At 48.3% G+C, this 9,525-nt stretch carries 4 protein-coding genes; 3 read left to right on the forward strand and 1 reads right to left on the reverse strand.

Annotated elements, in window-relative coordinates; genetic code table 11:
* From C501_RS11930 to C501_RS14115, 3 genes are all read left to right on the forward strand, one after another.
* On the forward strand, nt 1-262 hold a 262-nt coding region (locus tag C501_RS11930), incomplete at its 5' end, for an integrase core domain-containing protein (RefSeq protein WP_018133696.1).
* 148 nt (nt 263-410) lie between these two features.
* On the forward strand, nt 411-8,375 hold the full coding sequence (locus tag C501_RS13770) for an AbfB domain-containing protein (protein WP_156807545.1): 7,965 nt from the start codon (nt 411-413) through the stop codon (nt 8,373-8,375).
* Nucleotides 8,357-9,247, forward strand: coding sequence for a hypothetical protein (locus C501_RS14115; protein WP_156807546.1), 891 nt, complete (start codon nt 8,357-8,359; stop codon nt 9,245-9,247). The genes C501_RS13770 and C501_RS14115 overlap by 19 nt, the downstream gene beginning before the upstream one ends.
* 58 nt (nt 9,248-9,305) lie before the next feature.
* Here the strand turns inward: C501_RS14115 and C501_RS0100600 are convergent.
* Nucleotides 9,306-9,525, reverse strand: a 220-nt coding sequence (locus C501_RS0100600; protein ID WP_018133701.1) for an integrase core domain-containing protein, incomplete at its 5' end; no start/stop codon positions are given.

Here is a 9,525-nt window from a genome sequence, read left to right on the forward strand (position 1 = left end):
AGTTGGTTCCCGTGGCGATAGCTACGACAACGCTCTGGCTGAAGCCGTCAACGCCGTCTATAAGACCGAACTGATCAAAGCACGCAAACCCTGGCGCACCGTGGAAGAAGTAGAGCTCGCCACACTGGAATGGGTGTGGTGGTACAACAATCAACGCCTCCACTCCGCCCTGGGCTACCAATCACCCCAAGAATTCGAGACCGCCCACTACGCCGGCCTCGAACCCACGCGAACGCCAACCGGCGCCCTCGCAAAAACCTAGGAACCAAACCCAGGACAATTCACCCCCCACGTTTCAGCGTACTATATAGATTGTGTATAGGTTTTTGGTGGTTTCTCATGGCTTTTCTAGGTTATTCCTAGGTTTTTTGGCTGGGTTGTTGGTGGTGGGGCTTGTTGCCCCGGGTGCTGTGGCTGTTCCTCCGGGTGCTGGTGTGCTTCAAGGGGTGGTGCCTTCGGTTGGTGAGGGTTCGGGTGGTTTGTCTGTGGCTCAGAATCAGTTCTCTGCTCCGGGTGCGGGGAATGAGGTTTTGGTGCGGCCTCCGGGGTCGAGTGATGATGCTAAGAATCCGGAGAGGAATCGTTTAAGGGCGATTCCTTTGACTCTTCCGAGTGGTGAAAAGTCGGGTATTGTGGTGGCTTTGGATCGTTATGATATGCCGCTGAACGTGGGGATGAGGAAGATTATTCCTTATGATGATCCGCAGGCCGGTGGTGATGGTAAGGATAAAGCAGAAGCTTTTGTGAAGCGGGTCCAGCGTGTGATTGATGATCTGTGGAATTCTCCGGAAGGTAAGCTTACTCCTGGTCAGAATCTTCTCTCTGGTTTGAGTAAGATGCGCCCGTTGGATGATGTGGGTCGTGCTGCTTCCGATACTGCTACAGCACTAGAGGATGCCACGGTTGTTATCATGAGGGGCCCGTCAGCTCAATCGGGTGGAGAGGTGGTTGATTCAGCGTATACCAACTCTTATGTTAAGAAGAACTCGGGTAATGGTAGAGGGTCTTCTTCTTATATTTTTATGCCGGATGAAAGCTCGTTTGTTTACGACTTCAATACTGATCTAAATAAGCCGTTGATAGCGACTGAAAAGAATACTTTGCAGCATGAATTGGTTCATGCTGCCCATATTATGCAGGGTGTTGTTCCCTTAGATCATAATTATGCTCCTAAGAGAGTCAGTGTTCCTGTTGTGGTTAAAAATAGCAGTGGTGTTGAGACTAGTCATGAAGTTGTCACTGTTGCAGAAGAAGCGGCAACGGTGGGTGGTAAAGATCGCCTTCTCGCTGTTGCAGAGTTTGATGATCAGAAAAAACTCTTTGAATATCCACTGATCAAGAATTCTCGAAATATTGCCACAGATGCAATCAAAGATAGTTCACCAGAGCATCGTGGAGTATTTAAAGCTATTGAGCAGGCTAGGAACCAGACATACGCCATAACGGAGAGTAAACTCCGAGAGTCTCAAGGTTTAATACCGCGTTCTCATTATGAAAATGTTAGTGGTCGGAATCGTGAAGAGAAGCAGGCTGCTTATGCTGAGCTTGCTAATAAACTTGGCCTATCTGTCGAGGATATAAAACCTCAAAGGTACTCGGTTGGTTCTGATTATGTCACTGACGAGCAGGCTAAAGATCCCCGAGGTTTGCGTGATAAGTATAAGAAACATTCTCTTGGTGGGCTGGTTTTTTGTAAGTCACATGTAAGTGAGTATTGTGCCCTTAATGGGGATCCGGATAAAGATGTTGACGTCCGGGAGAAGGATCGATTAAAGAAGGTTCAGGAAGCGCGGAAGGCCAACCCCGAAGCCCCAGTATTTTCGGGTGAGCCGATTATGCGCGCTGATTTGTTGGAGCAGGGTAATATTGTCCGGCCTAATGTTGTTCATATTGGGAGTTCGAAAGATCCAGAGAATGTCTTTAAAGATGGGTTCACTGCCGAAGGAAAGAATTACGGACAGCTCACAGATCAATGGTTAGGATTGCCCACTGAGGGCAGTGGTTGGATATCAACGACCGCAGATGCCGAGCGTGCTAAGGCTGATGCTGTTCCTTTGTCAGGTACAAAGTTCATCCCGGGAAGTACCACAGAGGGTCCGAAGTTTGTAGTGTCTGGTTGGGCTTATGATATCGAACCCACTAATTATTTTGTTTCGCTGCAAGCCTCGGCTGATGCTGGAGGTATTAATGGGTTGAGAAAAATCGCTGAGATCACTCAAGAATGGTCAGCAATCCGAAAGATTAGCCCTGTGAATGTTAGGGGTGCTACAAAGTGGGAAGCAACGTATAAAGCAAATCGAGATGGGTGGCTGGAAAGTACTGTCCCAGAGAAGGTGATTCCTGTGGAGAGTAGAGATAATTCAAATTATCTTCCGGGTGATCCCGGTTTTGATCCCTATAAAGACTCGAGCTCTGGTTGGGATGATAATACAACCATTTTTAGTGAATTAGATCGCAACCCGGATCGTGGGAAAGCTGAATTGGAAAAGTTTAGTCGTCAGGGGCCATTTCAGGAATCTGGGGGAAAGCTTTCGCCTGTCAGCCAGAAAACCGCGCAGGATAAGTCGCAGAACATTGTCCAGGCCATTTTAAAAGATAAGACTTTTATGGAGAGTACGGCCCGACCAAAAAATGGTCAAGAGTGGTCCAGGGCCGACGCTGATAAGACGGTCCAATCAGCTATAGATAAGTTGGAATCGACCTATAACTTGACAAGTGGGAAAGTCAACAAAGCGTTTTTGGTGGACTGGGTTTTGGATTTGCATAAGCTTGGCCGGACCTTGCCGGAGACCCATAGTTTAGAAGCAGCCGCCCGGGCGACTTCTATTCTTCCTGGTGTCGGTGAGGCAATAGGTATGGCTGATGGTATTCGAACAGGTGATGCTGAGAGTATTGCTGTGAATGGTATCTCTCTTGTTGCTCTTCTTGCTGCACTGACTTTTCCTCCTACCACAGCTGTGGCAGCCGCTGTTGGTGCTGTCCAGGCTGGCCAGATTGCCTACGTTGCGGTGAAGTACTTGATTTATTCAGTTACATCATGGAATAGGGTTCCTCCTCATGGACCAGTATCTGAGTTGAAGGATAATGAGACGCCATTGCTGTCGAATCCTAAAATTAGTGATCCTGGTCTATTCGAATGTGTCCAAAAAATTAGCGAATTTACCTGGGAGATAGATTCTAGTCTGCCTGATGATGCTGAGCTTGTTATCCAACTCAATAATCCTCAAGGGTTTCGCACTAAGGAAGTTGTTGCGCCTGCTAAACAGGGGAAGATTAAAATTAAGCGCAGCAATGATTACTTGAGGTTCGATGCGTTCTACCGTGTGAACAGAGCGTGGGATACTTTTATTTCTCAGCAGGTAGTGAGAGTGAGCTACGACATTGGCAGAGCCCCTCGTCCAGGGCATGATGTTTGTAAACGGAGCATAGAGACAGCTAAATGGCCAGATCGCCCGGTCGGTTGGATTGGATCAAAATTCCCGGGGCTTATCCAGGCAGGTTTGACTGAAAACATTGACGCTTCGTATGTTGCACTGGATTCTTGGAATGAGAATAGTCAGCAATATACGAAGGTTGGCTTCACTAAAGGTGATCGTCATCTCACCTATGATCACCATGCCAGTAAAGTTATGCACGATGGTCCGCATGCGATTAAGGATGTTTGGCCGGGCCTCGAGGGTAGTGTCTTCGCAGACGGATTCGACGCGGCACTTGAATTCAAGGTCGGCAGTGGTGATGGCCGGTTAACCTACCTGATTATCAAGGGTGACCGTGCGGCTGTTTATAAGTACAATCGTCAGTCGCCGGACTCTTCTGAGATCTTTGAGGAAGGATTTATTCAAACAGTTCTTCCTGGTGTGGGTGGAATTTTTAAATGGGGAATTGATGCGGTTACCTTGAATAACCTTGAGAGCGGGAAGCCTCGGGAAGATCAAGTCATTCTTATTCGAGGGGATCAATATCAACTCTACGATTTAGTGGGCAAGAAGGTTATTGGCGAGGGTGCTTTGGCTGATATATGGTCTGTGATCGGCACTATTGGTGGCTCAGATCCAGTCCAATCAGCAATCGCGATTGGCCCTGGTGAAAGTTATATTTTCAAAGATCGTAGATACTTTATGGTCACACAGACTCCGCGTCAGAATAAGTATGTCAAAGATTCATTGATCTCACTTGCCAATAATGGTTCTGCTGAGATAAATAGTTTCCTCCAGCCCGACCCTGTGGAGGCGAAACTCAGAGTGGTTGACACTACTGAGGAATCTCGGAAATCAGCTACTTTCTGGGTTCGTTCCTCTCAGGTTTCAGGTTGCTTTAGATTTGAATCAAGGTCTAAGCCAGGCTTTTATTGGAAGAATAATGGTGTTGGTCATCGGATGACGGTCGAGGATGACACCGGAAGTCAAAAGTTTAAGAGAGAGTCAACTTTTTGTCCCACGGATTCTCCAGAAGGCGGTTCATACCTATCACCATTAGGGCCCCAAGGTAATAAAGATAGCGGTAAAGTTTTGTGGGCAGAAAGTTCGGATTCGATTATCCTGAAGGAAAAATCGGAACTGTTACTTGATGAGGATAGATTACATCGGCAACAATCTAGTTGGAGGACACTTTCGCCCAACTGGTCAAGCGGATTTGACCTCGTTCCTGAGAGTGAAGTTAACATAGAATCCAAACAAGGCGGTTCTTCCTGGCTGATGAGCCGAAGTAGTAGCGACGATCTTATTTCCACATCTGTAGGGAAGCCCGAAACTATAGCTTCTAATTCAGCGTATAACTATACTGTTCGCCCCGGTATACAAAATGCTAGTTGTTACTCTTTCGAACAGAGTGACAGGCCTGGCATGTTCGTTTCCGTGGACAAAGACAATAATGAAAATTTTATTCTTTCAAGTTTCCAGGATTCCCAAAACACAGGACGAGCAACATTTTGCGCAAACCCCTTGAATCAGGGATTCAGCCTCTCACCTTTACATGAGCCAGGTAAAAATTTCGCAATGAAAGACGGGAAACTAAAGCTTGTTTCCCAGGGCTCCGAAGCTGAGGCATCAACGTTGTTTCATTCCCCTACTTTTAGGCAGGCTACAGGTATTACGAGTTCCCCGCAAGAACAGAAAATTCCGAAGAAAAAAGGAATTCCCTGGAAAGGTAATATTTCGTGGAACTTTACTAATTCGTACCCGAATGATTTCACCTTCGATGAAATCATGTCAGTGACAGTCGAAGCACCTTTGGGAACTCGATTTGAGAAAGATAACACACAGATCATCAGGGAAATTTCCACAGATGGCGGTAAAACCTGGATGCAGGATCCATATCAGGTTAAATGTTCTTTTGTTAATGACTACGAAATCGCATGCGAAAATTCACCACAAAAACTTGCTTTTACGCCAAAGACAATAGTTAGGTCCTCCGTTCCTGTGGTTGTAGACACCGATAGTCACCAAGATGGAATCTTCTTGTCACCGGGTAAATATAGTGTCGCTTTGAAGAACGCAAAAAATGGCGATCAGGATCTGGGAAATGTTGTGATCTCCGCGTCATCATCAATATCTATCGACGAGGACAAAGAGCAAGAACCTGTTCTGAAAGGTCTGGTGACCCCTGAAGAAGCTGTGGCTATACCCTCGGGAAGTCTGGCTATTGTTGACTGGGTCGTTGCCAATGAGGGCTTTGAAATCCGTGGCGACTATTCGGGAAAGACAGTCTTCACACTTCCCAAAGAAAAAGGCGTGAAGTTCACGCCCGACAACTACGGCCCGCAGTTTAGTTATGCTTATGATGAATATAAATTCAATAATCCCCAAAATAAAGGTGTGGAATTCGATTCCAGTATGGACCTTAAAGAATGTAAGACCTCTGAGGAAGGTTCGGTATTAACCTGTAACAACCCAGAAAAGAAGAATTATGGTTTTTGGGGGTTGAAAGGCAATCATGTAGGTGACCATAAGTCTAAACAGTTCATACGGTATTGGCTCTCGGTTCTCATAGACGAAGGTTTCGAGCGAAATTCCGTCGTTGAGGGATCTGGCGTTCAGGATTTGAAGAACGCTCGTCAGGCTAACGCCCGGGGTGGTTGGGATCAGATAGGTGACACTCAGATCCCAGGGAAACTGAAAATTTCCCCCCATAGTATTGTTGATTCTTCGCCGGTTCAGGTGATTGATTCGACCGATCCTGGGGCCTGGAAAGGTTTTGCTGAGTGGCGCTTCACTAATAAAGGTGCCAAAGAATTTAGTTATGAATCGGTAGAATTTGCGACAGTGACACCGCCCCAGGGTACTCGCTTCGAAAAACCCCAGGGTAAAATGCCCCTGACTCGCGAGTTTTCGCTTGATGGTGGGAAGCTGTGGTTCCCTGTCCCAGGCGGGCAGCAAGAATGCACCTTTGTTAACGATAAGAAACTTACCTGCCCAAAAATAGACACCCATGTCAGCTTCCCACCCAATACGATGGTCAAGCTACGCGTCCCTGTTGAATCCGACTATCACAACACAGTGGGAAAAAATCCTCAATGGTTGGGTAAAGAATTAGATCCCGGGATATTCGATCTCACTCTTCAAGGAGTCACATCCGGTGACAAATCCTCGGACAAGGTAGTTCTCCGCGGAACCTCACGGGTTAAATACACTGCTATACCTGGCTTGAGGGATCGTTCCACTCGGTCGGTGGCGGAGTTGGGTCGCGGTGAGGTTGGTGAGGTTGTGTGGGGTGTGGAGAATGTTGGTTCTCAGGTTGATGGTGTGTTTGGTGACAAGGTGGTGTTTCAGGCTCCTGGGCACACACGGTTTGTACAGCAGGGTGAGGTTGGTATTCGTGTCAAGGATGATCAGGGTCGTGCCCGGCGTGATGTAGGGAAGATTGAGGATTGGAAGCTTCGCAATTGTGCCGTTGAGGATGATGGTCGCCGGTTGGTGTGTGATAACCCGATGGGCCGAAATTCGTGGTTTGGTGCGGAAGGTGATCGTGAGGGTAAGAGTGCTATCGCAGAGTCTTTCGAGTACTTACCGAAGGTCAGGGTTGATGATGATGCCCCGCTAGGCCAGGTAGATCCGGGTGTTGGCGAGGTACCTGTCAAAGACGCTGTGTTAGAGGTTACTGGTGGTGAGGTCAATCTTGGTGATGTTGTGGTTCGTGGCCAGTTGCCGGTGAAGGTTGTTTCTCGTGGTGTCTCTGGTTTGGTGGAGCCTTGGCCGGCTGTGTGGGTTCCTATTGGTGGGGTCTCTCGGGTGGATTGGTTGGTTGCTAATGAGGGCTTTGAAATCCGTGGTGATTATAAGGGGAAGATGGTTTTCCGTTTGCCTGCGGGTCAGGGTGTGAGTTTTGTCGAGCAGGGCAGAGTACCGTTTAGTTATGCTTATGAGGAAGATGCTCCGGTTCCTGAATCTGATAGGTTTCGGTTTGATTCGAGCATGGATCTTAATGAATGTAAGACTTCTGAGGAAGGTTCGGTATTGACCTGTAAAAACCCAGAAAAGAAGAATTATGGTTTCTGGGGGTTGAAAGGCAATCATGTAGGTGACCATAAGTTTAAGCAGTTTTCCCGGTATCAGCCGTTAGTGCGGGTGGATGCTGATGTTAAGGATCGGCCTTTGATGGTTGAGGGTAGTGGCGTTCAGGATCTGAAGAATGTCCGTCAGGCTAACGCCCGGGGTGGTTGGGATACGTTAGGTGATGCCCAGTTGCCGGGGAAGATCAATATTCAGTTCGCTGGTAGCGGGTTGGGGGATATAGTCAATGAGCCCGTGACCAGCCTGGTCCCCGAGGGGGGCCGTGGGTTTGTTGAGTGGTCGATGACTAATCAGGGGAAGCGATTAGAGTTTGATGCTGCCAGTGAATTGGTATTGAGAGCACCGGAGGGGTTGAAGTTTCTTGATGCCGGTGATGATGGTGTGCAGTGGTGGAAAAAGTATTCCCCTACTGCATCGTGGGGGCGCGAATCGGGGTTAGACCGGTGTATGGTTTCTGAGGGTGGTAAAAAGCTAGTGTGCGGTTTTAGGCCGTATGCTAATTCTCCCTGGTATGGTTCTGAGTCTTGGCGTTTCCGGGCGTTAGTTGAGGCTGATGCTCAGGCTGATTCTGGTGATCTTGGTTCTGGTTCTGTGTCGTTGGTTTTAGATGGTGCTCGTCGGGATAATGGTGTCGGTGGTCGTGAGGTTTTAGGTAGGGTTGAACTTAAGGGTGGTTTGTTTGCCCGGTTGGTTGATGGTGTTATCGGTGTTGCTGATCAGGGAACTAAAACGATGATTCCTCCTGGTGGTGTTGGTCCGGTCTCGTGGGTGGTTCGTAATACTGGGCCGAAACGTGTTGATTTTAATGCTAAGTCTGTGGTTTTCACTGCCCCCGAGGATAGTTTTTTGTGGATCAGGACCGGGTAAGTGTGAGCGCTTGGAAGCCTCGTTCGGAGGAGTGGGGTTTCCCTCAAGGCGAAGGAAATTCTCTTGGTTTAATTGACCGGTGTGTAGTCTCTGATGATCGGAAGCGTTTAGAATGTCAAACTCCTGAGTCTCGGTATTTCTTAGAGCCTGGTAATCAGGGCGGGTTGCGTTTTAGTCCGGTGGTTCATGTTGATGGGTTTGCCCAGCCTGATAAACATAGGTCTGGTAGTGGGCGTTTAGTGGTAGATAATGTGCATAGATGGAATGAGATTGGCCAAACGGATAAGGTTGGAGCTTCTTCGATAACGGCTGGGATGGAGACTGTGGTAGATCATGGTTTCGAGCGGTTAGCGGATGTGGGTAAGGCGCCCTCTACTCCTCGGGGTGAGCAGGGTTTTACTGAGTTAGTGATCCGTAATGATACTGGCCGTGAGCTTCTTTCTGGTGATGGGTGGGTTGGTTTTACTGCCCCGATAACTACTCGTTTTGTTGCCCCGGAGAACGGTGAGATAGCGATTGAAAGAAGCTGGGGTGGTACCAAGTTTGGGCTTGGGTTTAAAGAATCTCGTGACCGGTTGCGTCATTGTGTGGTCTACAATGAGGGTAGATTAATGTCGTGTCAGCTTCCGTGGGGCACGGAATTTCCTCGTTCAGGTAACGATGAGGAAACATTCAGAATTCGGCCCAGGATCGATCTTGAAAAGAACGCTGCGATATTTGAACGTAGCGGCCGCGGTGCGGTCTTCATCAATGACAAACGAAACTATAGGGCCTCCTCACCGTATGAGATTAATGAACTCTACGCTTCTGGGCAACTACGCTCATATATGAGTAGGGCACTCAGACAAGACGATCCCTGGAAAACCAATTAAAGGGGACTAATCTCGGGGGTCTGTCCCGGGTTTGGTTGACAGTTGGGGTTTGGGGTGATCAGGCCGCTTTCGCGTCCGTGTAGATCGTCTCAAACTCTACGGGAGTGAGTTTGCCGAGGCCGCGTTGCCGGCGTCTTCGGTTGTACTTCGTTTCGATCCAGGAAACGATCGCGAGGCGGAGGTCAGCGCGAGTGTTCCAGCATCTCGTGTTGAGCACGTTCTTCTGAAGCAGGCTGAAGAAACTCTCCATGCTCGCGTTATCGCCAGCTCCGTAGGAC

Origin of the sequence: Acaricomes phytoseiuli DSM 14247 (genome assembly GCF_000376245.1) — a bacterium.
GTDB classification, from domain to species: domain Bacteria; phylum Actinomycetota; class Actinomycetes; order Actinomycetales; family Micrococcaceae; genus Renibacterium; species Renibacterium phytoseiuli.